Genomic DNA, 24,076 nt, shown 5'->3' with positions numbered 1-24,076 from the left:
ACGGTTCGGCGCTGAAGGCGCTGGAAGGTGATCAGAGCGAAATCGGCGTGCCGGCGATCATCAAGCTGGTCGACGCGCTGGACAGCTACATCCCCGAGCCGGTGCGTGTGATCGACAAGCCGTTCCTGATGCCGGTGGAAGACGTGTTCTCGATCTCGGGCCGCGGCACCGTGGTGACCGGTCGTATCGAGCGCGGCGTGATCAAGGTCGGTGACGAAATCGAAGTGGTCGGCATCCGTCCGACCCAGAAGACCACCGTCACGGGCGTGGAAATGTTCCGCAAGCTGCTGGACCAGGGCCAGGCAGGCGACAACGCCGGTCTGCTGCTGCGTGGTCTGAAGCGCGACGACGTGGAGCGTGGTCAGGTGCTGGCCAAGCCGGGCTCGATCACCCCGCACACCGACTTCGAGGCTGAGGTCTATGTGCTGTCGAAGGACGAGGGTGGCCGTCATACGCCGTTCTTCAAGGGCTACCGTCCGCAGTTCTACTTCCGCACCACCGACGTGACGGGCGCTTGCCAGTTGCCGGAAGGCGTGGAGATGGTGATGCCGGGCGACAACGTGAAGATGGTGGTGTCCCTGATCCACCCGATCGCGATGGACGAAGGCCTGCGTTTCGCCATTCGCGAAGGTGGCCGCACCGTCGGCGCCGGCGTGGTGGCCAAGGTCATCAAGTAAGTCGTTTCGGTCGCTGTCGTCACGACGGCGACGCAGGATGGCCCTCCGGGATCGGAAGGGCCGTCTTGCCGGAATCTCCGAAGGAGGGCGTTGTAGCCTTTCCTTCGGGCGCTTCTTAAGCTATAGTATTTGGCTTGCCCGTCGACGAACCCTGGGTTGCGGTCGACACTACTGCGAAATGAGGCACAGGAAGTGCTTCGAGTTCGCTGACCTGGATGGTCGTGCACATGAGAGGCTTGGGCAGCGGAGCATGACGCTCTGTTGACCGAAGCATTTCGCGTGTTTTATACTTTTCCGTCTCGGCGGGCCCGAATAAGGCCTGCCTAGTCTTTTAGGGTCAATCATGCGGCACGTTGTCGCTCGCCGCGATTGACTTGCAGTAATGCAGCGACGAATGGGTTGTGCGGGGCGGCGAGAAGCCTTCCCGGTTCACAGTTTTTGTTCTTTCGATAACAGGACACGGTTTATGGCGAACCAAAAGATTCGCATTCGGCTCAAGGCGTTCGATCATCGTCTGATCGACCGTTCGGCCAGCGAAATCGTCGAGACGGCTAAGCGCACTGGTGCTACGGTGCTCGGTCCGATTCCGCTCCCGACCAAGATCGAGCGTTACACCATTCTGGTGTCGCCGCACGTCGACAAAGATGCCCGCGACCAGTACGAGACCCGTACTCACAAGCGCGTTTTGGACATCGTCGACCCCAACGACAAGACCGTGGACGCGCTCATGAAGCTTGATCTCGCCGCTGGCGTAGATGTTCAGATCAAGCTCGGCTGAGCGATAGATAGGATACGAAGATGAGTATCGGACTAGTTGGCCGCAAGTGCGGCATGAGCCGACTCTTCACTGAAGATGGACGCTCGATTCCGGTGACGCTGATTGAAGCCACCCCGAATCGCGTCACCCAGTTGAAGACGGAAGATAACGATGGCTACAGCGCTGTCCAGGTCGCGGCGGGCGTCAAGCGCGCCAGCCTGTTGACGCAGCCGCTGAAAGGTCACTACGCCAAGGCGAAGGTTGAGCCGGGTCGTGGTCTGTGGGAGTTCCGCGTCGCTGCCGAAGATCTCGGCAAGTACGCTGTGGGCGCCGAGATCAAGGCCGACGACGTGTTCCAGGTCGGTCAGATCGTTGACGTGGCCGGCGTGTCGAAGGGCAAAGGCTTTCAGGGCGCCATCAAGCGCCACCACTTCACCATGGGTGACGCTACCCACGGTAACTCGCTGTCGCATCGTGCGCCGGGTTCTATCGGTCAGCGTCAGACCCCGGGTCGCGTGTTCCCGGGCAAGAAGATGGCAGGCCACATGGGTGCGGTGAATCGCACGCAGCAGGGCCTGGAAGTGGTCAAGGTTGACGCCGAGCGTCATCTGATCGCGGTGAAGGGCGCGGTGCCGGGTGCTACCGGCGGCGACGTCGTCATCCGTCCGACGACCAAGGGCTGAGGAGAGACGCCATGGAACTGAATGTCATTGGCGCCAAGCCGCTCAACGTGTCGGACGAAGTGTTCGGCGGTGAGCTCAAGCAGGCCCTAATCCACCAGGTCGTCATCGCCTATCAGGCGGGCGGTCGTGCCGGTACCCAGTCGCAGCTTTCGCGCGGCGAAATGTCCGGTACCACGAAGAAGTTCAAGAAGCAGAAGGGCGGCGGCGCCCGTCACGGTGACTACCGTGCACCGATCTTTGTCGGTGGTGGCCGCACGTTCGCTGCCAAGCCGCGCAGCTACGAGCAGAAGGTCAACCGCAAGTCGTATCGCGTTGCCATCCGTTCGATCCTGTCCGAGCTGATCCGCCAGGACCGTCTGAAGGTCGTCGAGAGCTTCGGCATCGACACCCCGAAGACCAAGGCGATGGTGGCCAAGCTGGCTGAGCTGCAGGTGTCGGGTCGTGTGCTGCTGGTGTCGGAAGACGCCAACGAAGCCACCTTCCTGGCCGCGCGCAACATCCCGTACATCCACGTGGTGGACGTGCTGGCGCTGAACCCGGTCAGCCTGGTCGGTTCGGACCACATCGTCATGACCGTCGATGCGGTGAAGAAGATCGAGGAGTGGCTGGCATGAGCAACGAACGCATTCTGAATACGCTGCGTGCGCCGCACATTTCGGAAAAGGCAGCTCGCCTTGCCGAGAAGAACCAGTACGTATTCGTGGTCGCCCCCGAGGCAACCAAGGCCGATGTCCGCGCTGCGGTGGAACAGATGTTCGACGTCAAGGTCGAGCAGGTGAACCTCGTCAATGCCAAGGGCAAGGTTAAGTCCTTCCGTTTTCGCACTGGCAATCGCCAGGGCAAGCGCAAGGCCTATGTTCGCCTCGCCGATGGTCAGACCATCGACGTGTCGTCCAAGGCTTGAGCCAGGAGTTGAATTGAGATGGCACTGATCACTCATAAGCCGACCTCCCCAGGACGTCGCGACGCAGTCAGCGTCCGCACCGAGGGTCTGCACAAGGGCGCGCCGTACGCGGCGTTGACCGAGGCAAAGACCAAGACCGGCGGTCGCAACCACTACGGTCGCATCACCGTTCGTCACCAGGGTGGCGGTCATAAGCAGCGTTACCGCATCATCGACTTCAAGCGCGACAAGGAAGGCATTGCCGCCCGCGTCGAGCGCATTGAATACGATCCGAACCGCACCGCGCACATCGCGTTGCTGTGCTACGCCGACGGCGAGCGCCGCTACATCATCGCGCCGAAGGGCGTGCAGGCGGGCGACCGTCTGGTGTCGGGCAGCGACGCGCCGATCAAGGCTGGCAACAGCCTGCCGCTGCGCAGCATCCCGGTGGGTAGCACCATTCACTGCATCGAGATGAAGCCGGGCAAGGGCGCGCAGATCGCACGTTCCGCTGGTGCTTCGGTCCAGCTGGTGGCTCGCGAGTCGGGTTACGCCACGCTGCGTCTGCGCTCCGGCGAGATGCGCCGCGTGCCGGTCGACTGCCGCGCCACCATCGGCGAAGTGGGCAACAGCGAGCACAGCTTGAAGAAGCTGGGCAAGGCTGGTGTCAAGCGCTGGATGGGTATCCGCCCGACCGTTCGCGGTGTGGTGATGAACCCGGTCGACCATCCGCATGGCGGTGGTGAAGGCAAAACCTCCGGCGGCCGTCATCCGGTCAGCCCGTGGGGCACGCCGACCAAGGGTTACAAGACGCGCAATAACAAGCGCACCCAGCAGTTCATCGTGCGTCGTCGCAAGTAATAGGAAACGATTATGCCGCGCTCTCTAAAGAAAGGTCCGTTTGTCGACCTGCACCTCGTAAAGAAGGTGGAAGCCGCCGTTTCCGCCAATAACAAGCGTCCGATCAAGACCTGGTCGCGTCGCTCGATGATCCTGCCGGAGATGGTTGGTCTGACCATCGCCATCCACAATGGCCGCCAGCATGTCCCCGTGCTGGTCAACGAGAACATGGTCGGGCACAAGCTCGGCGAGTTCGCGGTGACCCGTACCTTCAAGGGCCATGGCGGCGACAAGAAGGGCAAGTGATGAGCACTGAAGCCAAAGCGATCCTGCGCAGCGCCCGCATTTCGGCGCAGAAGGCACGCCTGGTTGCCGATCTGGTCCGCGGGTTACCCGTGGGCCGGGCCAGCGATGTGCTGCAATTTACCAACAAGAAGGCCGCAACCCTTGTTCGCAAGGTGCTGCTGTCGGCCGTCGCCAACGCCGAAAACAATCTCGGCGCTGATGTGGACGAGCTGAAGGTCTCGCGCATCTTCGTGGACGAAGGTCCGGCGATGAAGCGTATGCATGCCCGCGCCAAAGGCCGCGGTTCCCGCATCCTGAAGCGCACGAGCCACATCACTGTGGTCGTTGGCAACTGACTGAGGACGTAGACGATGGGTCATAAAGTTCATCCCACCGGTATCCGCCTCGGCATTGCCAAGGACTGGAACTCGAAGTGGTACGCCAATAAGGGCGAATACGCCCAGTACCTCGTGGCCGACCTTAAGGTCCGCGAGATGCTGCGCAAGAAGCTGGCTCAAGCCGGCATCTCCAAGATTCTCATCGAGCGTCCGGCCAAGACCGCACGCGTGACGATTCACACCGCCCGTCCGGGCGTGGTGATCGGCAAGAAAGGTGAGGACATCGAGAAGCTGCGCAAGGAAGTCAGCGACATGTTGGGCGTTCCGGCGCACATCAACGTCAGCGAAGTGCGCAAGCCTGAGCTAGACGCGCAGCTGGTTGCCGAGTCGATCGCGCAGCAGCTGGAGCGTCGCATCATGTTCCGCCGCGCCATGAAGCGTGCGGTCGGCAATGCGATGCGCCTGGGTGCCCTGGGTATCAAGATCAATGTCTCTGGTCGTCTGAACGGCGCTGAGATTGCACGTTCCGAATGGAGCCGCGAAGGTCGCGTGCCGCTGCATACGCTGCGCGCCGACATCGACTACGGTTTCGCCGAGGCGAAGACCACCTACGGCATCATCGGCATCAAGGTGTGGGTCTACAAGGGCGAGATCTTCGATCTGTCCCAGGTCAGCCAAGAGTCGAAGGAAGAGCAGTCCCAGCCGCGCCGTGAGGGTGGTGAGGGTCGTCGTGATGCGCGTCGCGAGGGCGGTGAAGGCCGTCGCGAGCGGACGGCGAAGTAAGGAGAGTTGCCATGCTGCAACCTAAGCGAACCAAATACCGTAAGCAGTTCAAGGGCCGTAACGACGGTCTGGCCTTCTGCTCCAACCTCGTCAGCTTTGGCGAGTATGGCCTGAAGGCAACCACGCACGGCATGCTCACCGCACGCCAGATCGAGGCCGCCCGTCGTTGCATCACCCGCTTCGTCAAGCGTGGTGGCAAGCTCTGGATCCGTGTATACCCCGACAAGCCGATTACCAAGAAGCCCATCGAAGTTCGAATGGGTGCCGGTAAGGGTGGCGTCGAATATTGGGTAGCTCCGATCCAGCCGGGCCGCATGCTTTATGAAATCGAGGGTATCGACGAGGCCACCGCACGCGAGGCGTTCCGCCTGGCCGCGGCCAAGCTCTCGATCCAGACCCAATTCGTGACCCGGGCGGTGATGTGATATGGCCATCAAAGATCTAACCACCAAGACGGCCGAAGAGCTGAACAAGCATCTGCTGGATCTGCGTAAAGAGCAGTTCAACCTGCGTATGCAGAAAGGCACCGGCCAGCTCAACCAGCCGCACCAGCTGCGCCGCGTTCGGCGCGACATCGCCCGCACGAAGTTCGTGCTCGGCGGCAAGAAGTAAGGGACGGCCGATATGAGCGACAACCAAAAGCAGACGCGCACCCTTGAGGGCCGCGTTATCAGTAACAAGATGGACAAGACGGTCACCGTCCTGATCGAGCGCCAGGAACAGCATCCGCTGATCGGCAAGATCATTCGGCGTTCGACCAAGCTTCATGCGCAGGACGACCTGGGTGCGAACGAGGGTGACCTCGTCCGCATCGCCGAGTGCCGTCCTCTGTCCAAGACCAAACATCACCGCGTGGTCGAAATCATCACGCGCGCTGCCGTCTAAGGGAGGGTGCAAACATGATCCAAATGCAAAGCACGCTTTCCGCAGCGGACAACAGCGGCGCACGCGAACTGATGTGCATCAAGGTACTCGGTGGCTCCAAGCGCCGTTACGCCGGGATCGGTGACGTGATCAAAGTCACCGTGAAAGATGCCATCCCCCGCGGCAAGGTGAAGAAGGGTGAGGTGTACAACGCCGTGGTGGTTCGTACCGCCAAGGGTGTGCGCCGTCCCGATGGCTCGCTGATCCGTTTCGACGGCAATGCAGCGGTGCTCCTCAACAACAAGCTCGAGCCGATCGGCACCCGTATTTTCGGGCCGGTCACTCGTGAGCTGCGCAGCGAGAAGTTCATGAAGATCGTCTCCCTCGCGCCCGAAGTGCTCTGAGCGGAGACCAGACCATGAACCGTATCCGCAAGGGTGATCAGGTCCTCGTGATCACCGGCAAAAACAAGGGTCAGCGCGGCGACGTGCTGCGCGTTGATGGCGATCGCGTGTTCGTCTCCAACGTGAATCTGATCAAGCGTCACACCAAGCCGAATCCGCAGGCCAACCAGGCCGGCGGCATCGTCGAGCGTGAGGCTTCGATCCATATCTCCAACGTGCAGCTGTTCAACCCCGCCACGAACAAGGGTGAACGCGTAGGTGCCAAGACGCTCTCTGATGGGCGCAAGGTCCGCGTGTTCCGTTCGTCTGGCGAGGTCGTGGACGCGTAAGGAATCAATCATGACGCGCCTTGAAACTTTTTATAAAGACCAGGTAGTGCAGAAGCTCACTGAGCGCTTCGGCTACGAGAACGTGATGCAGGTTCCCCGCATCACCAAGATCACGCTGAACATGGGCGTGGGCGAAGCGGCGGGCAACAAGAAAGTGCTCGAGAACGCCGTGGCCGACATGGCGAAGATCGCCGGTCAGAAGCCGATCACGACCAAGGCGCGCGTTTCCGTCGCCTCGTTCAAGATCCGCGACGGCTGGCCGATCGGTTGCAAGGTCACCTTGCGCCGCGCCCAGATGTGGGAGTTCCTCGACCGCCTGATCAACATCTCGCTGCCGCGTACGCGCGACTTCCGTGGTGTGTCCGGTCGCGCCTTCGACGGTCGTGGCAACTACAACTTCGGCGTGAAGGAACAGATCATCTTCCCCGAAATCGAATTCGACGCGATCGACGCGCTGCGTGGCATGGATATCTCCATCACCACCACCGCCAAGACCGACGAAGAAGCCAAGGCGCTGCTGGAAGCTTTCAGCTTCCCGTTCCGCAACTGATACACGCGAGAGATACCTATGGCAAAGACCTCGATGGTCAACCGCGATATCAAGCGGACCAAGCTCGTCAAGAAGTACGCCGCCAAGCGCGCCGAACTGAAGGCGATCGTGCTGAGCCCCACCGCCTCCTACGAGGAGAAGATGGACGCTCAGACCAAGTTGCAGAAGCTGCCGCGCGACGCGAGCCCGTCTCGCCAGCGCACCCGCTGCGCTCTGACGGGTCGTCCGCGCGCCGTGTACCAGAAGTTCGGCCTCGGCCGTAACAAGCTGCGCGAAGCCACCATGCGTGGTGACGTTCCTGGCCTGCGTAAGGCCAGCTGGTAAGACCTCAAACTGGGCGATGACGGGCTACGGTCCGTCGTCACTCGATGCAGTGGCGGGCCTGGGCCTGCCGCTGTTGGTGCGATTGACGCACTGATGTTCGCAAAGTCGGAAAAAGCTGCTATAGTCGATGGTCTGCATCAAGCAGACCGGCGATATGCCGGCACACAATCGAATTGATTTCCGGTTTTTCGGATATCGGTGCACTCTGAAGGATGTTTTCATGAGCATGACTGATCCCATCGCCGATCTGTTTACGCGCATCCGCAATGCCCAGCTCACGGGCAAGCAGGCCGTAAACATGCCATCGTCGAAGTTGAAGGTGGCGATCGCCAACCTTCTCAAGAATGAGGGCTATATCCTCGACGCCAAGACCTCCAGTGAGGAGGGCAAGCCGGTGCTCGAGATCAAGCTCAAGTATTTCGAAGGCCGTCCGGCCATTGAGACCATTAGCCGTATCAGCCGCTCCGGCCTCCGCGTCTATCGCGGCAAGGACGAGTTGCCGAAGGTCCTTGGCGGTCTCGGCATTTCGATCATCTCGACTTCTGCCGGTCTGCTGACCGACGCGCAGGCCCGTTCTAAGGGTTTGGGCGGCGAAGTTATCGGTCTGGTCGCATAAGGAGCCGACGATGTCCCGTGTAGCCAAGAAACCGATTTCCCTGCCGAAGGGCGTGGAGCTCAAGGTCGATGCTAATGGCATCACCGTGAAGGGCGCCAAGGGCACCCTGTCGACCCACGCGCTTCCGGGCGCTTCCGTGGTCGTCGACAACGGCGTAGCCTCGATCCAGCTTGCCGAAGGTGCCGACCACAAGTTCGGCGGTACCCTGCGTGCGCTGGTCGCCAACATGGTCAAGGGTGTTTCCGACGGTTACGAGCGCAAGCTCGAACTCGTTGGTGTGGGTTACCGTGCCTCGATGGCCGGCAAGTCGCTGAATATCGCCCTGGGCTTCTCCCATCCGGTAGTGTTCGAAGCGCCGGAAGGCATCAGCATCGAAACCCCGACGCAGACCGAAATCCTGATCAAGGGTTCGGACAAGCAGCGCGTGGGTGAGGTGGCTGCCAAGATCCGCTCATTCCGTCCGCCGGAGCCCTACAAGGGCAAGGGCGTCCGTTACTCGGGCGAGAAGATCACGCTGAAGGAAGCCAAGAAGGCTTAAGTGAGTTAGTACGCTGTCCCTGCGTGTGGAGGCGGCCATCTCTGGCCGCACTTTCAACAAAGAGCTGCTTGCTACTGACAATTAGTCGATCCGCTTTCGAGGAATATGACGATGAACAAGAACGAATCCCGCCTGCGTCGCGCCAAGTCGACCCGCTCGCACATCCGCACGCTCGCCGTTGCTCGTCTGTCGGTGCATCGCACCGGTCAGCACCTGTACGCGCAGGTGTTCGACGCGTCCGGCAAGAACGTGGTGGCTGCTGCCTCCACGGTGCAGAAGTCGGTCGCTGAAGGCTTGAAGGGCACCAAGAATCTTGAGGCGGCTGTGGCCGTCGGCAAGGCAGTGGCTGAGCGTGCACTGGCTGCTGGTATTGAAGCCGTGGCGTTTGATCGCTCGGGCTTCCGTTACCACGGTCGCATCAAGGCTCTGGCCGATGCGGCGCGCGAAGCCGGCTTGAAGTTCTAAGCCGGTCGGAATCGGGTGCCGGCCACCGCTGGCACTTGATTCCACCTGAAGTACCTACAACTCCAAGCGGCTCAGCCGCAAGCAAAGTCCCGGTTCGCCGGGCACACGGAAAAGAACATGTCTTCTACCGATCGCGAAAATTCAGACGGCCTGCTCGAAAAGCTGATTGCCGTCAACCGCGTGGCCAAGACCGTTAAGGGTGGCCGCCAAATGAGCTTCACCGCGCTGACCGTGGTCGGCGACGGCGAGGGCAAAGTCGGCTTCGGTTATGGCAAGGCGCGTGAAGTGCCGGTCGCCATCTCCAAGGCCATGGAGCGCGCCCGTCGCAACATGGTGAACATCGATCTCAACAACGGCACCCTGTGGTACGCCATCAAGGCCAACCATGGCGCAGCCCGCGTGTTCATGCAGCCGGCTTCCGAGGGTACTGGCGTGATCGCCGGTGGCGCCATGCGCGCTGTGCTGGAAGTGGTTGGTGTGAAGAACGTGCTGGCCAAGGCCGTTGGTTCGCGCAACCCGATCAACCTGGTGCGCGCCACCATCAAGGGCCTGCAGGCCGTTGCCTCGCCGAAGCAGATCGCTGCCAAGCGCGGCAAGACCCTGGAAGAGGTGCTGGGCAATGGCTAAGAACAACGAAACCGCCGCCACCGTGCGCGTGCGCCTGGTCAAGGGCCTGCGCGGTGTGCAGAGCCGTCATCGCTTGAGCGTGAAGGCGCTCGGCCTGAACAAGCTCAACGATGTCCGTGAATTGAAGGACAGCCCGCAGGTGCGTGGCTTGATCAATACGGTCTATTACCTCGTGCGGGTTGAGGAGTAAGCATCATGCGTCTTAATGACATCAAGCCGGCCGCCGGTTCCCGCAAGACCCGCCTGCGCGTGGGTCGCGGTATCGGTTCGGGCCTGGGCAAGACCGCTGGTCGCGGTCACAAGGGTCAGCACGCTCGCGCGGGCGGTACCCACAAGTACGGTTTCGAAGGCGGTCAGATGCCGCTGCAGCGCCGCCTGCCGAAGGTCGGTTTCCGTTCGCTGAAGAAGGCCGAGAGCCAGGAAGTGTTCCTGTACCAGCTCGCCTCCCTCAAGGCTGACGTGATCGACGCGATCGTCCTGCATCAGGCCGGTCTCATCGACAGCCGCGCGAAGAAGGTCAAGGTCGTCGCCAAGGGCGAAATCGGCCGTGCGGTCAAGCTTTCCGGCGTGCTCGCCACGGCCGGTGCCAAGGCAGCTATCGAAGCTGCCGGCGGCAGCGTGGAGTAATCACGTGGCGTCAGCCCAGGGCACATCGCTCGGATCGCTCGGCAAGCTGACGGAACTGCGTCAGCGCATCTTCTTTGTGATTGGTGCGCTGATCGTCTTCCGTCTCGGTTCCTTCATCCCGGTTCCCGGCGTCAACCCGGAAGCCATGACGAACCTCATCGAGCAGGGCGGCGGCCTGATGAACATGTTCAACATGTTCTCGGGTGGCTCGCTCGCACGCTTCTCGGTGTTCGCGCTCGGCGTGGTGCCTTACATCTCTGCATCCATCGTGGTGCAGATGATGGGTTCGGTGATCCCGAGCCTGCAGGCCCTGCGCAAGGAAGGTGAGGCCGGTCGTCGCAAGATGACCACCTACACCCGCTTTGGTACGGTGGGTCTGGCGGCATTCCAGGCGTTCAGCATCGCCATGGCGTTGCAGAAGCAAACCGCTCTGGGCGGCGCGCCGGTGGTGTATACGCCTGGCATGGGTTTCATCATGTCGTCGGTGGTTGGCCTCACGGCTGGCACGATGTTCCTGATGTGGCTTGGTGAGCAGATCACCGAGCGCGGTATCGGCAACGGCATTTCGCTGCTGATCTTCGCCGGCATCGTCTCCGGCCTGCCCGGTGCGGTGGCTCATACGCTCACCATGGCCAGCAACGGCGAGCTGTCCGTGATCAAGATGATCATGGTGGCGGGCCTGATTCTCGCAGTGACGGCGTTCGTGGTCTTCATGGAGCGCGCCCAGCGGCGCATTACCGTGAACTACGCACGGCGCTCCGGCGGGCAGCGGGCCTACATGAACCAGACTTCGCATTTGCCGCTCAAGATCAACATGGCGGGTGTAATTCCGCCGATCTTCGCCTCGAGCTTGCTGCTGTTCCCGGCAACCGCGGCGACCTGGTTTGGCGCTGGGCACCCGGCGCGCTGGGTGCAGGAACTGACCCAGGCGTTGACCCCGGGCGAGCCCCTGTACGACATCGTCTTCGCGGTGCTGGTGATCACTTTCGCCTTCTTCTACACGGCGATTGTGTTCAACTCCCAGGAGACGGCAGACAATCTCAAGCGCTCCGGCGCTCTGATTCCGGGCATCCGCCCGGGCCGCTCTACGGCGGACTACATCGATAACGTCATGACCCGTCTCACTGGTGTCGGCGCGTTGTACCTGGTGCTGGTCTGTCTGGTTCCATCGTTCATGCAAAAAGCTTGGCACGTCCCGTTCTACTTCGGCGGCACCTCTCTGCTGATCGTGGTGGTTGTGGTGATGGATTTTACTGCTCAGGTGCAGGCGCACTTGGTCAGTCACCAGTACGAAAGTCTGCTCAAGAAGGCCAATCTCCGCCGCAACTGATGGCTGCTGGGGTGGTAGAGCTTGGTCCGGATCGGAGAGTGGCGGCACCTGGGTGCCGCAGGGCTTTCCTGTTGGGTTAATTAAGGTTAGAATTGCGCGTTTACCGCGCACGAAACGCATCGGAGAAAGTACATCATGGCGCGCATCGCGGGTGTCAATTTGCCGGTCCAGAAGCATGTCTGGGTTGGCCTGCAAAGCATTTATGGGATCGGCCGCAGCCGGGCCAAGAAGGTCTGTGTGGACGCGGGCGTGGTTCCCACCACGCAGATCAAGTCCCTGAGTGAGGGCGAAGTCGAGAAGCTTCGTCACGAAATCGGCAAGTATGTCGTCGAAGGCGATCTTCGTCGCGAAGTGGGTATCGCCATTAAGCGTCTGATGGATCTGGGTTGCTACCGCGGCCTGCGCCATCGTCGTGGTTTGCCGGTGCGCGGCCAGCGCACGCGTACCAACGCACGTACCCGCAAGGGTCCTCGTCGCGCGATCAAGAAGTAACGGATCCCGAATATGGCTAAGCCGGTCAAGACCAAGAAGAAGATCAAGCGCGTTGTCACGGATGCCGTGGCCCACGTGCAAGCCTCCTTCAACAACACCATCGTCACGATCACCGATCGCCAGGGCAACGCCCTGTCGTGGGCGACAGCGGGCGGCGCGGGTTTCCGCGGCTCACGCAAGTCGACCCCGTTTGCTGCGCAGGTTGCCGCCGAAAAGGCTGGCCGCGCTGCAGGCGACTACGGCGTGAAGACCGTGGAAGTCCGCATCAAGGGCCCCGGCCCGGGCCGCGAGTCGGCCGTGCGTTCGCTGAACGCTCTGGGCTACAAGGTCCTCAACATCATCGACGTCACGCCGATTCCGCATAACGGCTGCCGTCCCCCCAAGAAGCGTCGAGTCTAAGGAGCATACCCATGGCCCGTTATCGTGGAGCTACCTGCAAACTCGCCCGTCGTGAGGGTGCAGATCTCAGCCTGAAGAGTCCGGCTCGCGCCATCGACTCCAAGTGCAAACTGGAAAACAAGCCCGGCCAGCATGGTGCCAACAAGCGCATGCGCATGTCGGACTATGCGAACCAGCTGCGTGAAAAGCAGAAGGTCAAGCGCATCTACGGTGTGCTTGAGCGTCAGTTCAGCAACTACTACTCCAAGGCGTCGACCCTCAAGGGCAACACGGGTGAGAACCTGCTGCGCTTGCTCGAGAGCCGTCTGGACAACGTCGTCTATCGCATGGGTTTTGCGGTCACCCGCGCCCAGGCCCGTCAGATGGTCAGCCACAAGGCTGTGCTGGTCAACGGCAAGAAGGTGAACATCCCGTCGTACCAGGTCCGCCCGGGTGACGCGGTTGCGCTCACCGAGCGTGCACGCAGCCAGCTGCGTGTGCAGGAAGCGGCGACCGTGTTCGACACCATGGATCTGCGTCCGCAGTGGGTCGAAGTCGACAGCAAGAAGTTCGAAGGTACGTTCAAGGCGATGCCGGACCGCGGCGACCTGCCGACCGACATCAACGAGAGCCTGATCGTCGAGCTCTACTCGAAGTAATCAACCGGAGCCTTGCATGGCAGTTTCGTCTACTAGCGTGCTGAGGCCTCGCGGCCTTAGCGTCGAGCAACTCGGAGCCAACCGCGCCAAGGTGGTGGTCGAGCCGCTCGAGCGTGGTTTCGGCCACACCCTGGGCAACGCGCTGCGCCGCGTGCTGCTCTCCTCGATCCCTGGCAGTGCCATCGTCGAGGTGGAAATTGATGGCGTGCTGCACGAATACACCACGCTTGAGGGCCTGCAGGAGGACGTGATCGAAGTCCTGCTGAACCTCAAGGATGTGGCGATTCGCCAGCATTCGGGTGACGAAGTCACCCTGACCTTGGCCAAGAAGGGCAAGGGCGTGGTCACCGCCGGCGATATCGCCGTCGACCACTCGGTGGAAATCATCAACCCCGAGCATGTGATCTGCCACTTGACCAAGGACATCGCACTAAACATGCGTTTGAAGGTGCGTCGCGGCGTCGGCTACCAGCCGGCCAGCGCGCGCCAGCACCCGGACGATGAAGCTCGTCCGATCGGTCGCCTGCAGCTCGACGCGTCGTTCGCGCCGGTGCTTCGCGTGGCCTACGAAGTTGACGCCGCTCGTGTTGAGCAGCGCACCAACCTCGACAAGCTGGTGCTGGATATCGAGACCAACGGCACCATCGGTGCGGAAGACGCGGTTCGCAAGGCCGCCGAAATCCTCAACGACCAGCTGTCGGTGTTCGGTGACTTCTCGCGTCGCGAGAGTGCAACCGACAAGGCGGAGAAGGGTGGTTTCGACCCGTTGCTGCTGCGTCCGATCGACGATCTGGAGCTCACTGTGCGTTCGGCAAATTGCCTGAAGGCCGAGAGCATCTACTACATCGGCGATCTGGTGCAGAAGACCGAAGTCGAGCTGCTCAAGACACCGAACCTCGGCAAGAAGTCCCTGACCGAGATCAAGGACGTGCTGGGTGGTCGTGGTCTGGCCCTGGGCATGAAGCTCGAGAACTGGCCGCCGCCGGGCTTGTCCCACGGCATGCAGTTGGGCTGATGTTTCACGGGGCGATCGGTTTTCGATCGCCCCGATCCTTTGCAAGATCCGGCGGATGCATCGCGCATTTCCACCGGGAATCCATAGCGGTCCATAGAGGCCGTGCTCTTATAACGAGGCGTTCTGACAGCCTCGAATAGCGGGTAACCGCGGGAAGTCGGCTCATCCTGACCGGCTTTTCATAACAATAGACTTTAGAGAGTAAACGCCATGCGCCACCAGAAATCCGGTCGCAAGCTCAATCGCACGAGCAGCCATCGCGAAGCCATGTTCAAGAACATGGCGTCGTCGCTGTTCAAGCACGAGCTGATCCGCACCACCCTTCCCAAGGCGAAGGAACTCCGTCGCGTCGCCGAGCCGCTCATCACGCTCGCCAAGACCGATGGCGTCGCCAACCGTCGTCTCGCTTTCGCGCGTCTGCGCGACAAGCAGGCGGTCGGCAAGCTGTTCGTCGAGCTCGGTCCTCGTTACCGCGAGCGTCCCGGCGGCTACCTGCGTATCCTCAAGTGCGGCTTCCGCCCGGGCGACAATGCGCCGATGGCGTATGTCGAGCTGGTCGATCGCCCGCGCGTCGAAGAAGCTGCCGAGTAAGCGACTTCAGTAAGTGTTCTACCTGACCCCGGCCGGTTTACCTGCCGGGGTTTTGTTTTTATGGGCATTCGCCTGTCTCGTTGTCTCGTGACTGCGTCATTCGATGGGCTGACAGCGTCGCCACGAGCGGTTAATGTCGCTCTTTCGCGACGCAACATGGCTGCCATGAACCCTTTCCGCTGGTCGTTTCGCACCACCTACCTCGTGGGCTTTTTTATCTGCGCAGCGCTGCTCGGCTACGCCCTGTATGCGGAACACGTGCTGGGCATGATTCCATGCCCCTTGTGCATTTTTCAGCGCATTGCCTTCCTGGTGATGGCGGTATTTTTCCTTATCGGCGGCCTGCACGCGCCGCGCGGCGGCGGTCGTTCGGTGTATACCTTGGGAGTGCTGCTAGGCGCTTTCGGTGGCATCGCCACGGCGGGCAGGCATTTATGGTTGCAGACGTTGCCTGCCGACCAGATTCCGTCCTGTGGCCCGAATCTGGGCTACATGGTGGATACGTTCCCGTTCGCCAAAGTGCTAAAGATGGTGTTCACTGGTTCGGGCGAGTGCGCCAAGATCGAGCCCGTATTTGGCCTGCCGATGCCGGCCTGGACGCTCGTCTGGTACGTGTTGTTGGTTTTTCTCGCTATCTACGTGCTTGCGCGTAAGCGCGCCTGACTGGCTGCCCCTGATGTCCCACGTCATGTCCATTGGCCCTGCATCCATTCAAGTTCCAGCCGGCTGGACCCCCGGCAGTTGGCGGCAGCGGCAAGCCCTGCAGCAGCCGCTGTATGAAGACGCGGCCGAGCTGGCTCGCGCCACCGGTCTGCTTGCCTCGCTTCCGCCGCTGGTGACGTCGTGGGAGGTGCTGGCGCTCAGGCAGGCCTTGGCGGAAGCACAGGAAGGCCAGCGCTTTGTGCTGCAGGGTGGTGACTGCGCCGAGAGCTTTGCCGATTGCACCAGCCCGATCATCTCCAATCGGCTCAAGGTGTTGCTGCAGATGAGCCTGGTGCTGGTACATGGCTTGAAAAAGCCGGTACTGCGGGTAGGTCGCTTCGCCGGCCAGTACGCGAAACCGCGCTCCACTGATACGGAGACCCGCGACGGCGTTACGTTGCCCAGTTTCCGGGGCGATCTGGTCAACAGCCCGGATTTCACGCCCGCGGCGCGGCGTGCGGATCCGCAGCGACTGATTCAGGCGCATGCGCACTCCGCGCTGACCATGAATTTCGTGCGCGCCCTGATCGACGGCGGTTTCGCTGATCTCCACCATCCCGAATACTGGGATCTGGCCTGGGTCGAGCATTCGCCGCTGGCTGCGGAATATCGGCGCATGGTGACGGCGATCGGCGACTCACTGCGGTTCATGGAAACGCTGGCCGGTCCTATCGCGGGGTTCTCGCGGGTCGATTTCTTCACGTCGCACGAAGCGCTGTTGCTGCATTACGAAGAGGCCATAACGCGGCAGGTGCCGAGGCATCGTGGCTGGTTCAATCTGTCCACCCATTTCCCCTGGATAGGCATGCGCACGGCCGCGCTGGATGGAGCGCACGTGGAGTATTTTCGCGGCATTCGCAACCCGATCGCCGTGAAGGTCGGGCCGTCGGTTACGCCGGCACAGTTGTTGCCGCTGATCGAAGCCCTCAATCCTGACGAAGAGCCGGGCAGGCTGACCCTGATCCATCGCATGGGCAATGCGCAGATTGGCAGCGCCTTGCCGCCCTTGCTGGATGCGGTGAAGCGCGAGGGCCGGCGCGTGTTGTGGGTGGCGGATCCCATGCACGGCAATACGGAAACCACCTCGAACGGCTACAAGACGCGACGTTTTGACAATATTCGCGGCGAGTTGGACCAGGCCTTCGATATCCATGCGGCGGCTGGCACGCGATTGGGCGGTGTGCACCTGGAGCTGACCGGGGAGGACGTGACCGAGTGCATGGGAGGAGCGCGCGATCTGAATGAAACGGACCTGGATCGTGCCTACAAATCCATGGTCGATCCGCGTCTCAACTACGAGCAATCGCTGGAGCTGGCGATGCTGATCGTGCGCAAGTCGGTGGGCGTGCGCGGTTGACGCGCTACTGCTGGGGCCTCTGCTCACACCCAATCCTTTCTGGAATGCCCGGCCGATGCCGGGTTTTTCTTTTGCATGGTGCCAAAGCGCTGCGCGGCTATGGCTTGATCCGCTGAACAGGCCGGATGGCGTAGCCTCGCGTCAGGGATGAATAACTGATGAATTTATGATCAAATTCGCGCCAACGGGCGTGATTTGGATATGGGCTTTTGACGGGTGTCGCCGCGGCCCGCGGAACACGATCCAACCAAGACCGGCCTCAGTTGCCGGATGCATCAGCAGACAGGGCCGGGGCAGCGCTTGAAAGATATGGCGAAAAATGGGGGAGGCGCATCACGGGTGCGTCTGCGCTGGGATGGCTGGATGGTGCATGTGGCTGTCGCCCTGGCCTATGCCGCGTCCTACATGCTTCTGCGCAGCATGTCGGTGTCGCATTGGAACCTGCCCGCCGGTCTGCGCGTGGCCTGTCTGCTGCTCGTGCCGTACCGCTACTGGCCTGCACTGATCGTTGGCGAAACCATGCCGGTCACCTACCTGGGCTGGAGCAATCAGCAGGATTTCGGCTGGGTCTGGGCCAGCCTCATGTCCATACCGCCCATCCTGTTCAGTGCGCCAGCGTTTGCCTGGTGCCGTCGTCGCATGCCGCTTTTCCACACCGATGGCCGGGTCAACATGGCGATGGTGTTGTCGACGATTCTGGTGGGGGCGCTGGTGACGGCACTGGCCAGCACTGCGACGCTGGCGACGATGCAGATGCCACATGGCCAACAGGCGCCCGCTATAACCGCTCGTATCGTGCTCGGGTATTTTCTCGGCGGCTTCATGGGCGCGCTTACGCTGGCGCCCGCTGCGATGGCGTTGCGGCTTTGGCTTCCTGCTGTCAGGACACCGGCGGCATGGCTTGCCGCGCTGCGCGGGCGCTTCTTCAGTGATTGTGCGCTTGGCGTGGTGCCGCCGTTGTTGCTGCTCATGTGGTTGGCGTCCGTGGGTAACGCGGAAACCATGCAGGTCTGCCGCATTGCCATGTTCCTGCCGGTGGCCTGGATGACCCTGCGGCATGGGTGGCCGGGTGCCGCGGCGGCCGGCACGCTGGCGAGCGTGGCGGTCCAGCTGACCGAAACGGTGGTGCGCGATCCCTCGGTGATCCAGGCGCAGACACTGATCGCCTTTGCCATTTCGACCTTGCTCTTGCTCGGATCACGACTTGCCCCGCGCGTCGCAGCGGACCCGCACGATACGAGCGACGCGCTACGTGGCTTTGAGCTGGCGCAGCAGGGGCTGTACCAGGAAGAGTTGCGCTTGCGGCAGACGGCCGAGGCGCTCGAACGCATCGGCCTGTCGATGCGAGACAGTCAGAAGCGCTTGCTCGATCGGTTGCGTCCTGTGCTGCCGGACAATCTGGAACATATGTATTCCCGGCATGCCGCCATCACGCAGCATGAGATGCATCGGCTCGCCGATGCGCTCTATCCGCGTACCTGGCGGGAGCGTGGCGTTCCGGCGACGTTTCGGGATGGCCCCCTGTTGCGGGCTGCGTCCCTGGTGGGCGCCACCTACGAATGCGATCTGGCGGGGAGCGAGCTGGAGCTGCTGGCTCCGGACGTCCATATGATGTTGTATCGACTGGCGAGCGAAGTGATGGTCTATGTGCTCGCCCGCGAGCCGGTCAGGCGAATCCGCCTCCAGATCCGCGGTGGTCAAACGCAGGGGCGGCGTTGGGTGGTCATGCGCATGACCTGTGCTCGCGCTGTGCCGGCTCATCGAGGCAAGCCTGCGCTGGAATGGAAGCAGGTGGTTTCGCTGCTCGGCACGAACGGTCAGGGCATGTCGAGCATTCGTGATCGCGCGCAGATCTATGGCGGCACGGTTCATCAGCGTGATACGCATGATCAGCTTTGCGTTTCGCTGCTGTTGCACGACGCCTTGCGCGCCGCCCCATTTACGTCGCCGGTGATCTCCTTCCAACAGGTGGCATCCGCCTGATTCGGCGACGATTGGCTTGGTCCGGCGCGATGGAATTGAGCGGTCAACGACCTTCAGCGCGTCAGGAACAATCCGCTGCGACACGATGTCGCGAGTACCCAGGGCGGCCGCATTCGGTGTCGTTCGATATCGGCGGCGATCTATAATCGAGCGGGCCGGCGCTGAGCAGTCCTCGCACAGCGGTGGCTGACTCATTGCACCTGGTGTCTTCGCCAGGATGATCTCCCGGTTAGTGGCGCGGATACGGATTCATCATGAAGCGGCTCTCAGCGAAGCTGTGCCAGGCCAGGCGTGTCGTCAGCGCATGCATCCTGTATTTCGTCATAGGTATGGCGGCGCTACACGCGGACGAGGCGTCGCCCGGGCGCATTCCGGACACGCTCCGGCAGCGCATCGCCGCATGCACGGCTTGCCATGGCGTACACGGTGAAGGCACGCCCGAAAGTGGATTCTTTCCGCGGTTGGCAGGCAAGCCGGCCGGCTATCTTGCGCGTCAATTGAAGGATTTCCAGGACGGCCTGCGCAAGTACGGCCCGATGGAATACACGGTGCGCCAACTAAGCCCCGAGTACATGCATGAGATCGCCGAGTACTTCTCCGCACAAGAAGTCCCGTACAGCCGCTCGCCGATGCCGCCCACTTCCGCCGACGCGCTCAAGCGCGGCGAGCAGTTGGTGGCACACGGAGACCCCGCGCGCCAGATTCCACCCTGTAGCGCTTGTCACGGTAGTCAGCTGACCGGCGTGCAACCGGACATTCCGGGCCTGGTGGGGTTGCCTTATGACTACATCAGTTCCCAGCTGGGGTCGTGGCGCACGAAGACGCGCGCCACGGTGGCACCGGATTGCATGGCGGACATTGCGAACCGGTTGAGCGCGTCGGATATCAGCGCCGTATCCGCCTGGCTGGCGGGGCGGGAGCTGCCGGCGGATATGCATGCCCAGGCAGCGGGTTCAGTAACGCCGCCGCTGCATTGCGGCGTGCTTGGCGATAAGGGAGACGGCGCATGAAGCGTATGCGTTTCATCGTCATGGTCGTCGTGCTGCTGGCGTTGCTGCTTGTCGGCGGCTGGTGGCTACGGGGTGGCAAGACGCCGCCGGTATCGCAGGCAGCCAGCCAGGTGGATGCCGCCTCGCTGAAGGATCCCGCGCTCATCGCCAAGGGCGCGTATCTCGCCGCGGTGGGTGATTGCGCGTCCTGTCATACCGAGCAAGGCGGTGCGCGCTACGCCGGCGGCCGAGTGCTGGCGACGCCGTTCGGCAACATCCCCGCGCCCAATATCACGCCCGATCGGGAGACTGGCCTGGGCGGCTGGAGCTTCGAGGATTTCTGGCAGGCGCTGCATAGCGGCAAGGGGCGTCATGGCGAGCTGCTGTATCCGGCGTTTTCATACACCTCGTTCACCAAGGTCAGCCACGACGATGCATTGGCGATCTTCGCCTACCTGCAATCGCTGGCGCCGGTGCATCAGCCAGCCAAGCCGCTGGGGCTGGGTTTTCCCTACAACGTCCGCAGCAGTTTGAAGGCATGGCGCGCGTTGTATTTCCAGGAGGGTGTGTATCAGCCTGATCCCTCCCGTTCGGAAGCATGGAATCGAGGCGCGTACCTGGTGCAGGGTCTGGGGCATTGCAACGAATGCCATGCGCCGCGCGATTCGCTCGGTGGCATGCAGAACAGCCCCTCGCTGGCCGGCGGGCAGATTCCCGCGCAGGACTGGTATGCCCCCGATCTCAGCATGAAGGCTAATGGTGGCCTGAGCGGCTGGAGCGAACAGGACATCGTCGATATGCTCAAGAACGGTCAATCGGCACGCGGCACGGCGTTTGGCCCGATGGCCGAAGTGGTGGCGAAGAGCACTCAGCACATGCATGAAGACGATCTGCGCGCGATCGCCACCTATCTGCAATCGCTGCCGCCGCGTTCGTCGATTCCGGAAGACAAGTCTCCGCTCGATACCACGCCGATCCTTGCCCAGGGGGCGAAGGTGTATGCCGCGCGCTGCGCCGACTGCCATGGCGATAATGGTGAGGGTGTGGCAGGTATCTATCCGCCCCTCAGTGGCAATTCGTCCGTCAACGAGCCGACCGGCATCAACGCGATGCGGGCCGTCCTGCTCGGGGGATTTTCGCCGGTCACCGACGGCAACCCCCGGCCGTACTCGATGCCACCGTTTGCGCAACAGCTCAACGACAGCGACGTGGCGGCGGTGGTTACCTATATCCGCCAATCATGGTCGAACAAGGCATCGCCGATACTCGAGCGCGACGTGATCAAGTATCGGCACACGCCGATCGATTAAGCACGGCGCCACATCAGGCGGTGTGATGCAGCGCTGGTCTGGCCGGCGTCGCTGCCATGCAGCCGATCCCGATCAGCGCACGGCCCAAGGCTTCGTCGAGCGGTGTATAGAGGTCGCTGCTAAGAAAGGCCTGCAGCTTGGTATCGTCGAGGCGAATCGGATCGCGCCACAGGTAGCGCATCTTGCACAGCTCGCGCATCGTCTCGTTGAACGGCGATGCCACCCGCGCCAGCCACCAGGGGAAGCGGCCAGCCTTGATACGCGGATTGCCGGTTATGCGGCGGATCGCGTCCAGCATGGCGTGACCGTCCAGCCAATAGCCGCCGAAGTGGAAGCTTTCGAAGGCCCCAAGGCCGGCTTCGCGATCCAGCAATCGCGCCAGGACTTCGCCGACGTCGGGCAGATAGGCCCAGCTGTGACCGATGGCGTAGTCGCCGGGATAGCTGACCTGCTTGATGGGGGCCCCCGCGCGGATCAGCCCCTGGGCGAGCCAGTTGTTGCCTGCGCGTGGCCCGAAGAAATCGCCGCAGCGCAGGATAAGGACACGCACACCGTTCTCGCTGGCGTCTTTCAGGCGACGCTCCATCTCGGCGCGGATCTCCCCCTTGCGGGTGCGTGGATGCTGGAAGGCGTCTTCGGTAAGGCGCGGGAATGCGTCCGGTCCGTAGTTGTAGATGGTGCTCGGCAACACGATCCGCGCCCCGGCCGTACGGGCGGCGGCGATTGTGTTGTCCAGCATCGGCAGCACCAGCTTGTCCCAGCCGCGATAACCGGGCGGGTTCACGGCGTGGACGATCACATCCACGCCATTGGCTGCGCGCAACACGTCGTCGGCATGCATGGCATCGCCGCTGATCCACTCGACGCCATCGTGGGCGGATTCGACCGGCGCCGTGCGCACCAGGGCGCGCACTTTCCAGCCATGCCGCCGCAGCGCCATGCAGGCTTCGCTGCCGATGCCACCGTTGGCGCCAATGACCAAGGCTGTCCGCTGTGTAGTCATGACCGTACCCTCAAGGAAGTTGCGAACAGCATGAGCGGCCGTCACATAAAAGAAAATTGTCTAATGGCGAAGATCTGCTATACAAATATGCATGACTAATCCCGACCCCGGCTGGGAGCTGTACCGATCCTTCCTTGCGGTCATGCGCGAGGGAAGCCTGTCGGCCGCCGCCCGCACGTTGGGTATGACCCAGCCCAGCCTGGGGCGGCATATGCGCGAGCTGGAGTCGACACTCGGGGTGGTTTTGTTCGCCCGCTCGCCGCAGGGACTGACACCCACGGATCTAGCGCACGAACTGGTAGCCCACGCCCAGGCCATGGCCGCGGCATCAGCGGCCATGCGGCGCACCGCCTCGGCAGGGCGAGAAGATGTCAGCGGTGCCGTGCGCATCAGCGCCAGCGAAGTCATCGGCGCCGAGGTGTTGCCAGCCATGCTCACGGCTTTTCGCGAGCGGCATCCCGGGATCGTGATCGAGCTGTCCTTGTCGAATCAGCCGGCGGACATCCTGCGGCGCGACGCCGATATCGCCATACGCATGGTGCAGCCCACGCAGGAAGCGCTGGTGGCGCGCCGCGTAGGCAAGGTCGAGCTGGGGTTGTTCGCCCATCGGCGTTATCTCGACACCTACGGGCACCCCGACTCGCTCGCCGACCTCGCCGGGCATGCACTGATCGGCTTCGATACCGAAATGCCCTACATCCGCCGCATGAGACCGCCGGGCTTCCCCTATGCCCGAGAGAACTTTGCCTGGCGCACCGACAGCGACCTGGCGGCGTTGGCTGCCCTGCGGGCAGGCTTCGGTATTGCCGTGGCGCAGGTCAATCTGGCCCGACGTGACGCGCAACTGGTGCGACTGTTGTCGACCCAGCTGTCGCTATCCATGGATACCTGGGTGGTGATGCATGAGGATCTGCGCCAAAGCCTGCGGGTGCGGCGCCTGTTTGAGCATCTGGCCGAAGCGCTGGGTGACTACGCGCGGTCCTGAGCCTGGTTCACAGGGCACGAAAACCAGCGGCCAGTTCCTGCCAGGGCCCGATATCCCAATGCCCACGTGCCTGTCCTGAAGGCGAGGGCAGTACGCAAAGCCGGGTCTCGTTGATGTGTTCGCGCTGCCATCCGTAGTGCACCGAAGGGCCTAGTACCAGGCGGGCCGCGGCTTTGCTGGTGAAGGCGAGCAGGCTGGGTGCATGACGTTCGATCTTCCTGCGTAGCGCCAGCGCATCGAAGGCATCTCGCGGCAGTTCGTCGTCGTTGCCCATATGGTGCTTGGCCAGGTCGGTCAGTCCGATGCCCAGCGCCTGCAGCAGCGGGAACTCGGCGGGTGCAAACTGGCGTGGTGTCAGCTGCACGGCATGCAGCGCGCGCCAGAACTGGTTGCCGGGATGAGCGTAATAGGCACCCTCGGCGGCCGAGCGGCGACCGGCTGCGGTGCCGCAAAACACCAGCCCCAAACCGGGCTGCAACAGATCGGGAAGCATCGGATGGCGCATCGTCAGCAAGCATAACGGCGGCTGGCCAGCCTGACCTAATGGAACACTGCCCGGTACATGAATCTCCCTATTTTTACGGTATTTGAGAAGCCAGCTAGGGATGACGCCGAAACTGTCGTCGGCGACACGCGACATGCATCGACAGTGTGCGCGTAGTGCCGCTATAAAGATCGTCCATCCAGGGGAG

Annotated in this window: 36 protein-coding genes; 34 read left to right on the top strand and 2 right to left on the bottom strand. The window is 62.2% G+C overall.

All coding sequences use genetic code 11. The features are described from left to right. The 33 genes from OUZ30_RS14745 to OUZ30_RS14585 all read left to right on the top strand — a co-directional run. The coding region (locus OUZ30_RS14745) for an EF-Tu C-terminal domain-related protein (RefSeq protein ID WP_266183066.1) at positions 1–677 on the top strand (677 nt) is incomplete at its 5' end. A gap of 466 nt (positions 678–1,143) precedes the next feature. Further along, positions 1,144–1,455 carry a 30S ribosomal protein S10 gene (gene rpsJ, locus OUZ30_RS14740; RefSeq protein WP_014402136.1) on the top strand — a complete coding sequence of 104 codons (312 nt, stop codon included), beginning with the start codon at positions 1,144–1,146 and terminating at the stop codon, positions 1,453–1,455. A gap of 20 nt (positions 1,456–1,475) precedes the next feature. Then, the gene (gene rplC / locus OUZ30_RS14735; RefSeq protein ID WP_266183065.1) at positions 1,476–2,117 is read left to right on the top strand and encodes a 50S ribosomal protein L3; all 642 of its coding nucleotides are present in this window, start codon (positions 1,476–1,478) and stop codon (positions 2,115–2,117) included. Positions 2,118–2,128: 11 nt separating this feature from the next. Beyond that, entirely contained in the window at positions 2,129–2,731 is a 603-nt protein-coding gene (gene rplD / locus OUZ30_RS14730) for a 50S ribosomal protein L4 (protein ID WP_266183064.1), read from the top strand. Then, positions 2,728–3,021, top strand: coding sequence for a 50S ribosomal protein L23 (gene rplW, locus OUZ30_RS14725; protein ID WP_266183063.1), 294 nt, complete (start codon positions 2,728–2,730; stop codon positions 3,019–3,021). Before rplD ends, rplW begins: the two co-directional genes overlap by 4 nt. An 18-nt stretch (positions 3,022–3,039) precedes the next feature. Further along, positions 3,040–3,861 (top strand): 50S ribosomal protein L2, encoded by an 822-nt coding sequence (gene rplB / locus OUZ30_RS14720; protein ID WP_266183062.1) that lies wholly within the window; start codon positions 3,040–3,042, stop codon positions 3,859–3,861. A 12-nt stretch (positions 3,862–3,873) separates the two neighbouring features. Beyond that, entirely contained in the window at positions 3,874–4,146 is a 273-nt protein-coding gene (gene rpsS / locus OUZ30_RS14715; protein WP_017461870.1) for a 30S ribosomal protein S19, read from the top strand. After that, the gene (gene rplV, locus OUZ30_RS14710) at positions 4,146–4,481 is read left to right on the top strand and encodes a 50S ribosomal protein L22 (RefSeq protein ID WP_266183061.1); all 336 of its coding nucleotides are present in this window, start codon (positions 4,146–4,148) and stop codon (positions 4,479–4,481) included. The genes rpsS and rplV overlap by 1 nt, the downstream gene beginning before the upstream one ends. A 15-nt stretch (positions 4,482–4,496) precedes the next feature. Beyond that, positions 4,497–5,246, top strand: coding sequence for a 30S ribosomal protein S3 (gene rpsC, locus OUZ30_RS14705; RefSeq protein WP_266183060.1), 750 nt, complete (start codon positions 4,497–4,499; stop codon positions 5,244–5,246). A gap of 11 nt (positions 5,247–5,257) precedes the next feature. Beyond that, positions 5,258–5,671 (top strand): 50S ribosomal protein L16, encoded by a 414-nt coding sequence (gene rplP, locus OUZ30_RS14700; RefSeq protein WP_266183059.1) that lies wholly within the window; start codon positions 5,258–5,260, stop codon positions 5,669–5,671. Position 5,672: 1 nt separating this feature from the next. Further along, positions 5,673–5,858 (top strand): 50S ribosomal protein L29, encoded by a 186-nt coding sequence (rpmC, locus tag OUZ30_RS14695; RefSeq protein WP_266183058.1) that lies wholly within the window; start codon positions 5,673–5,675, stop codon positions 5,856–5,858. Between the two features lie 12 nt (positions 5,859–5,870). Then, positions 5,871–6,131 carry a 30S ribosomal protein S17 gene (rpsQ, locus tag OUZ30_RS14690; RefSeq protein ID WP_266183057.1) on the top strand — a complete coding sequence of 87 codons (261 nt, stop codon included), beginning with the start codon at positions 5,871–5,873 and terminating at the stop codon, positions 6,129–6,131. A gap of 14 nt (positions 6,132–6,145) precedes the next feature. After that, positions 6,146–6,514 (top strand): 50S ribosomal protein L14, encoded by a 369-nt coding sequence (gene rplN, locus OUZ30_RS14685; RefSeq protein ID WP_266183056.1) that lies wholly within the window; start codon positions 6,146–6,148, stop codon positions 6,512–6,514. A 14-nt stretch (positions 6,515–6,528) separates the two neighbouring features. Beyond that, positions 6,529–6,843, top strand: a complete 315-nt coding sequence (gene rplX, locus OUZ30_RS14680; protein WP_266151952.1) for a 50S ribosomal protein L24 — start codon at positions 6,529–6,531, stop codon at positions 6,841–6,843. A 7-nt stretch (positions 6,844–6,850) separates the two neighbouring features. Then, a complete protein-coding gene (gene rplE / locus OUZ30_RS14675; RefSeq protein WP_266183190.1) occupies positions 6,851–7,393 on the top strand; it encodes a 50S ribosomal protein L5 in 543 nt (180 codons plus the stop codon). 18 nt (positions 7,394–7,411) lie between these two features. After that, on the top strand, positions 7,412–7,717 hold the full coding sequence (rpsN, locus tag OUZ30_RS14670; RefSeq protein ID WP_266183054.1) for a 30S ribosomal protein S14: 306 nt from the start codon (positions 7,412–7,414) through the stop codon (positions 7,715–7,717). A gap of 220 nt (positions 7,718–7,937) precedes the next feature. Next, positions 7,938–8,333, top strand: coding sequence for a 30S ribosomal protein S8 (gene rpsH, locus OUZ30_RS14665; RefSeq protein WP_266183189.1), 396 nt, complete (start codon positions 7,938–7,940; stop codon positions 8,331–8,333). A 10-nt stretch (positions 8,334–8,343) separates the two neighbouring features. After that, on the top strand, positions 8,344–8,871 hold the full coding sequence (gene rplF / locus OUZ30_RS14660) for a 50S ribosomal protein L6 (protein ID WP_266183052.1): 528 nt from the start codon (positions 8,344–8,346) through the stop codon (positions 8,869–8,871). A 105-nt stretch (positions 8,872–8,976) separates the two neighbouring features. Next, entirely contained in the window at positions 8,977–9,336 is a 360-nt protein-coding gene (gene rplR / locus OUZ30_RS14655; RefSeq protein ID WP_266183050.1) for a 50S ribosomal protein L18, read from the top strand. A gap of 117 nt (positions 9,337–9,453) precedes the next feature. Further along, positions 9,454–9,963: a 30S ribosomal protein S5 gene (rpsE, locus tag OUZ30_RS14650; RefSeq protein ID WP_266151948.1), complete on the top strand. Its 510-nt coding sequence runs from the start codon at positions 9,454–9,456 to the stop codon at positions 9,961–9,963. Continuing rightward, a complete protein-coding gene (gene rpmD / locus OUZ30_RS14645) occupies positions 9,956–10,153 on the top strand; it encodes a 50S ribosomal protein L30 (RefSeq protein ID WP_114239844.1) in 198 nt (65 codons plus the stop codon). Before rpsE ends, rpmD begins: the two co-directional genes overlap by 8 nt. Positions 10,154–10,158: 5 nt before the next feature. Next, positions 10,159–10,590, top strand: coding sequence for a 50S ribosomal protein L15 (gene rplO, locus OUZ30_RS14640; RefSeq protein WP_266151946.1), 432 nt, complete (start codon positions 10,159–10,161; stop codon positions 10,588–10,590). 4 nt (positions 10,591–10,594) lie between these two features. After that, positions 10,595–11,920, top strand: coding sequence for a preprotein translocase subunit SecY (secY, locus tag OUZ30_RS14635; protein ID WP_266183048.1), 1,326 nt, complete (start codon positions 10,595–10,597; stop codon positions 11,918–11,920). Positions 11,921–12,055: 135 nt separating this feature from the next. Further along, a complete protein-coding gene (gene rpsM / locus OUZ30_RS14630; RefSeq protein ID WP_109126884.1) occupies positions 12,056–12,412 on the top strand; it encodes a 30S ribosomal protein S13 in 357 nt (118 codons plus the stop codon). A gap of 12 nt (positions 12,413–12,424) precedes the next feature. Next, positions 12,425–12,811, top strand: coding sequence for a 30S ribosomal protein S11 (gene rpsK, locus OUZ30_RS14625; protein WP_007513384.1), 387 nt, complete (start codon positions 12,425–12,427; stop codon positions 12,809–12,811). Between the two features lie 11 nt (positions 12,812–12,822). Then, complete coding sequence (rpsD, locus tag OUZ30_RS14620; RefSeq protein WP_266183047.1) at positions 12,823–13,449, top strand: 30S ribosomal protein S4; 627 nt, start codon at positions 12,823–12,825, stop codon at positions 13,447–13,449. 16 nt (positions 13,450–13,465) lie between these two features. Then, on the top strand, positions 13,466–14,464 hold the full coding sequence (locus OUZ30_RS14615) for a DNA-directed RNA polymerase subunit alpha (protein ID WP_266151942.1): 999 nt from the start codon (positions 13,466–13,468) through the stop codon (positions 14,462–14,464). Between the two features lie 210 nt (positions 14,465–14,674). Next, positions 14,675–15,055, top strand: a complete 381-nt coding sequence (gene rplQ / locus OUZ30_RS14610) for a 50S ribosomal protein L17 (RefSeq protein WP_266151941.1) — start codon at positions 14,675–14,677, stop codon at positions 15,053–15,055. Between the two features lie 165 nt (positions 15,056–15,220). Then, complete coding sequence (locus tag OUZ30_RS14605) at positions 15,221–15,718, top strand: disulfide bond formation protein B (RefSeq protein ID WP_266183188.1); 498 nt, start codon at positions 15,221–15,223, stop codon at positions 15,716–15,718. A 13-nt stretch (positions 15,719–15,731) separates the two neighbouring features. Beyond that, entirely contained in the window at positions 15,732–17,114 is a 1,383-nt protein-coding gene (locus OUZ30_RS14600; protein ID WP_425601501.1) for a class II 3-deoxy-7-phosphoheptulonate synthase, read from the top strand. A 339-nt stretch (positions 17,115–17,453) separates the two neighbouring features. After that, entirely contained in the window at positions 17,454–19,097 is a 1,644-nt protein-coding gene (locus OUZ30_RS14595; protein ID WP_266183046.1) for an MASE1 domain-containing protein, read from the top strand. A 329-nt stretch (positions 19,098–19,426) separates the two neighbouring features. Continuing rightward, positions 19,427–20,107: a c-type cytochrome gene (locus OUZ30_RS14590; protein ID WP_425601523.1), complete on the top strand. Its 681-nt coding sequence runs from the start codon at positions 19,427–19,429 to the stop codon at positions 20,105–20,107. Further along, a complete protein-coding gene (locus OUZ30_RS14585) occupies positions 20,104–21,396 on the top strand; it encodes a cytochrome c (protein WP_266183044.1) in 1,293 nt (430 codons plus the stop codon). The genes OUZ30_RS14590 and OUZ30_RS14585 overlap by 4 nt, the downstream gene beginning before the upstream one ends. Positions 21,397–21,409: 13 nt before the next feature. Here OUZ30_RS14585 and OUZ30_RS14580 read toward each other — a convergent pair whose 3' ends face one another. Further along, entirely contained in the window at positions 21,410–22,399 is a 990-nt protein-coding gene (locus tag OUZ30_RS14580; RefSeq protein WP_266183043.1) for an NAD-dependent epimerase/dehydratase family protein, read from the bottom strand. 91 nt (positions 22,400–22,490) lie between these two features. Between OUZ30_RS14580 and OUZ30_RS14575 the strand changes: the two genes are divergently transcribed. Next, positions 22,491–23,384, top strand: coding sequence for a LysR family transcriptional regulator (locus tag OUZ30_RS14575; RefSeq protein WP_266183042.1), 894 nt, complete (start codon positions 22,491–22,493; stop codon positions 23,382–23,384). Between the two features lie 7 nt (positions 23,385–23,391). Here the strand turns inward: OUZ30_RS14575 and OUZ30_RS14570 are convergent, their stop codons facing one another. Continuing rightward, positions 23,392–23,889 carry a mismatch-specific DNA-glycosylase gene (locus tag OUZ30_RS14570; RefSeq protein ID WP_266183041.1) on the bottom strand — a complete coding sequence of 166 codons (498 nt, stop codon included), beginning with the start codon at positions 23,887–23,889 and terminating at the stop codon, positions 23,392–23,394. Positions 23,890–24,076: the final 187 nt, after the last annotated feature.

The sequence above is a fragment of the Dyella humicola genome, assembly GCF_026283945.1.
Classification (GTDB): domain Bacteria; phylum Pseudomonadota; class Gammaproteobacteria; order Xanthomonadales; family Rhodanobacteraceae; genus Dyella; species Dyella humicola.
The sequence above is the reverse complement of the archived record's forward strand: the minus strand, read 5'-3'. Positions and strand labels throughout refer to the sequence as shown.

What these genes read in the sequence shown, in the direction of transcription:
- rplR (WP_266183050.1), top strand. Translation starts at nt 8,977, where the DNA reads ATGACGATGAACAAGAACGAATCCCGCCTGCGTCGCGCCAAGTCGACC.
- rplQ (WP_266151941.1), top strand. Translation starts at nt 14,675, where the DNA reads ATGCGCCACCAGAAATCCGGTCGCAAGCTCAATCGCACGAGCAGCCAT.
- OUZ30_RS14590 (WP_425601523.1), top strand. Translation starts at nt 19,427, where the DNA reads ATGGCGGCGCTACACGCGGACGAGGCGTCGCCCGGGCGCATTCCGGAC.
- OUZ30_RS14605 (WP_266183188.1), top strand. Translation starts at nt 15,221, where the DNA reads ATGAACCCTTTCCGCTGGTCGTTTCGCACCACCTACCTCGTGGGCTTT.
- rpsJ (WP_014402136.1), top strand. Translation starts at nt 1,144, where the DNA reads ATGGCGAACCAAAAGATTCGCATTCGGCTCAAGGCGTTCGATCATCGT.
- rplB (WP_266183062.1), top strand. Translation starts at nt 3,040, where the DNA reads ATGGCACTGATCACTCATAAGCCGACCTCCCCAGGACGTCGCGACGCA.
- rplX (WP_266151952.1), top strand. Translation starts at nt 6,529, where the DNA reads ATGAACCGTATCCGCAAGGGTGATCAGGTCCTCGTGATCACCGGCAAA.
- rplN (WP_266183056.1), top strand. Translation starts at nt 6,146, where the DNA reads ATGATCCAAATGCAAAGCACGCTTTCCGCAGCGGACAACAGCGGCGCA.
- rpsN (WP_266183054.1), top strand. Translation starts at nt 7,412, where the DNA reads ATGGCAAAGACCTCGATGGTCAACCGCGATATCAAGCGGACCAAGCTC.
- rpsD (WP_266183047.1), top strand. Translation starts at nt 12,823, where the DNA reads ATGGCCCGTTATCGTGGAGCTACCTGCAAACTCGCCCGTCGTGAGGGT.
- OUZ30_RS14615 (WP_266151942.1), top strand. Translation starts at nt 13,466, where the DNA reads ATGGCAGTTTCGTCTACTAGCGTGCTGAGGCCTCGCGGCCTTAGCGTC.
- rpsE (WP_266151948.1), top strand. Translation starts at nt 9,454, where the DNA reads ATGTCTTCTACCGATCGCGAAAATTCAGACGGCCTGCTCGAAAAGCTG.
- rpsQ (WP_266183057.1), top strand. Translation starts at nt 5,871, where the DNA reads ATGAGCGACAACCAAAAGCAGACGCGCACCCTTGAGGGCCGCGTTATC.
- OUZ30_RS14570 (WP_266183041.1), bottom strand. Translation starts at nt 23,889, where the DNA reads ATGCGCCATCCGATGCTTCCCGATCTGTTGCAGCCCGGTTTGGGGCTG.
- OUZ30_RS14575 (WP_266183042.1), top strand. Translation starts at nt 22,491, where the DNA reads ATGACTAATCCCGACCCCGGCTGGGAGCTGTACCGATCCTTCCTTGCG.
- rpsC (WP_266183060.1), top strand. Translation starts at nt 4,497, where the DNA reads ATGGGTCATAAAGTTCATCCCACCGGTATCCGCCTCGGCATTGCCAAG.
- OUZ30_RS14585 (WP_266183044.1), top strand. Translation starts at nt 20,104, where the DNA reads ATGAAGCGTATGCGTTTCATCGTCATGGTCGTCGTGCTGCTGGCGTTG.
- rpsK (WP_007513384.1), top strand. Translation starts at nt 12,425, where the DNA reads ATGGCTAAGCCGGTCAAGACCAAGAAGAAGATCAAGCGCGTTGTCACG.
- rplC (WP_266183065.1), top strand. Translation starts at nt 1,476, where the DNA reads ATGAGTATCGGACTAGTTGGCCGCAAGTGCGGCATGAGCCGACTCTTC.
- rplF (WP_266183052.1), top strand. Translation starts at nt 8,344, where the DNA reads ATGTCCCGTGTAGCCAAGAAACCGATTTCCCTGCCGAAGGGCGTGGAG.
- rpsS (WP_017461870.1), top strand. Translation starts at nt 3,874, where the DNA reads ATGCCGCGCTCTCTAAAGAAAGGTCCGTTTGTCGACCTGCACCTCGTA.
- rplW (WP_266183063.1), top strand. Translation starts at nt 2,728, where the DNA reads ATGAGCAACGAACGCATTCTGAATACGCTGCGTGCGCCGCACATTTCG.
- rplP (WP_266183059.1), top strand. Translation starts at nt 5,258, where the DNA reads ATGCTGCAACCTAAGCGAACCAAATACCGTAAGCAGTTCAAGGGCCGT.
- rplD (WP_266183064.1), top strand. Translation starts at nt 2,129, where the DNA reads ATGGAACTGAATGTCATTGGCGCCAAGCCGCTCAACGTGTCGGACGAA.
- rpsM (WP_109126884.1), top strand. Translation starts at nt 12,056, where the DNA reads ATGGCGCGCATCGCGGGTGTCAATTTGCCGGTCCAGAAGCATGTCTGG.
- rplO (WP_266151946.1), top strand. Translation starts at nt 10,159, where the DNA reads ATGCGTCTTAATGACATCAAGCCGGCCGCCGGTTCCCGCAAGACCCGC.
- rpmD (WP_114239844.1), top strand. Translation starts at nt 9,956, where the DNA reads ATGGCTAAGAACAACGAAACCGCCGCCACCGTGCGCGTGCGCCTGGTC.
- rplV (WP_266183061.1), top strand. Translation starts at nt 4,146, where the DNA reads ATGAGCACTGAAGCCAAAGCGATCCTGCGCAGCGCCCGCATTTCGGCG.
- rpmC (WP_266183058.1), top strand. Translation starts at nt 5,673, where the DNA reads ATGGCCATCAAAGATCTAACCACCAAGACGGCCGAAGAGCTGAACAAG.
- OUZ30_RS14580 (WP_266183043.1), bottom strand. Translation starts at nt 22,399, where the DNA reads ATGACTACACAGCGGACAGCCTTGGTCATTGGCGCCAACGGTGGCATC.
- rpsH (WP_266183189.1), top strand. Translation starts at nt 7,938, where the DNA reads ATGAGCATGACTGATCCCATCGCCGATCTGTTTACGCGCATCCGCAAT.
- OUZ30_RS14600 (WP_425601501.1), top strand. Translation starts at nt 15,732, where the DNA reads ATGTCCCACGTCATGTCCATTGGCCCTGCATCCATTCAAGTTCCAGCC.